At 60.3% G+C, this 1,488-nt stretch carries 1 protein-coding gene; it reads left to right on the top strand.

All coding sequences use genetic code 11. From position 1 onward, the window contains the following. The first annotated feature begins 195 nt into the window (after positions 1–195). Positions 196–1,485 (top strand): IS4 family transposase, encoded by a 1,290-nt coding sequence (locus AC1RUR_RS38300; RefSeq protein ID WP_492853334.1) that lies wholly within the window; start codon positions 196–198, stop codon positions 1,483–1,485. The last annotated feature ends 3 nt before the right edge of the window (positions 1,486–1,488 follow it).

The following is a 1,488-nucleotide window of genomic DNA, read 5'->3' as shown; positions in this document are numbered from 1 at the left end:
CTAGGGCATGCACATATCTGGTGCGACGGATTGACTCGGGTCGAGGGTAAGGGGTTCCAGAATCGGGAATCCGTGTGATCTGTACTGCGGCACTTCTATTGGATGGAGGTGCCTCGATGCTATCACAGATAGACTGGACGCTAGGCCGGTTCGGGGATCGCCGTCTCGATAAGGGGGGCGGCGCTTGTCGGACGCATGGTTGCTGGCAAGAATGTCTGCCTGCGGCAGCTTTCCAGAGGTGATCGTAGTCTGGAGGTGCGGTTCAACCGCTTTCTCGGTCATAAGAAGGTGACAGCGGAGCGGATCATCGAAAGCTGGAGTGAAAGCACGGTTGCAGCCGTGGAGGGCCGCCACGTTTTGGCGATCCAGGACACCAGTGAGATCCACTTCAACACCACACCGCAACGCCGTCGCGGGCTTGGAGAAATCGGCAAGGGCAATAACCACGGTGTGCTGCTGCACCCGTTGCTGGCGGTGGATGCAGACAATGGCACCTGCCTGGGACTTTTGAGCGGCGAAGTGTGGACGCGAGAGGGCCGTCGGACCGTCTCGCATGACAGCCGCGAACTGTCGGACAAGGAATCGCAGCGCTGGATTGCCACCGCCCTTGCGGCCAAGCCGCTGCTTGCGAAAGCCGCCAGGGTGACCCTGCTTGGTGACCGCGAGAGTGACATCTTTGCCCTTTATGCCAGCGCGGCCGAGCAGGGCTATCACGTGATCGCCCGCAGCATGCATGATCGCAAGCTGGCCGACAGGGTGGGCTTGTATGCGGCCATCGACGCTATGGTGGCGATGGAGCGTCGTACGATCCAATTGCCTCCGAGAGCGCAGCGGCCGGCACGTCAGGCGAACCTCGAACTTCGCTTTGGTGCAATCGAGCTGGCTCGACCGCAAAGCAAGTTCCTGCGCCATTTGCCGAAAAGCTTACGTCTGGCCGTCGTTGATGTCCGCGAGATCACCGCCGGCTCCGACATCGAACCGCTGCGCTGGTGTCTTCTCACCTCTCACGGGGTCGCCGGTGCAGACGACGCCTGGCGTATCGTCGAATGGTACAAGCAACGCTGGATCATCGAGCAGTTCTTCCGTATCCTCAAGACACAAGGCCTCAAGCTCGAAGACAGCCAAATTGGGACCGCTGACCGGCTCCTGAAACTGGTCGCCATTGCCGCCAAAGCGGCTGTGATCACCATCCAGCTCCTGCAAGCGCGTGACGGTAGACAGCAGTCCATTCATATCGCCTTCAACACCAGCGAGATGGCCACGCTGACGGCCCTGAACCAGCAGTACGAAGCCAAAAGTAAGCGGCTGAAGAACCCGCATCCGCCTGACAGCCTAGCCTGGGCCGCCTGGATCATCGCACGCCTCGGCGGTTGGGACGGCTATCCATCTTCCAAGCCGCCAGGTCCCGTCACCTTCAGCAATGGTCTCCAATACTTCCATGCCCTCTCAGCCGGATGGAGCCTTAGAGATATGTGCATGCCCTAGGGC

Source organism: Bradyrhizobium sp. GW821-FHT12B03 (genome assembly GCF_058807535.1).
The sequence above is the reverse complement of the archived record's forward strand: the minus strand, read 5'-3'. Positions and strand labels throughout refer to the sequence as shown.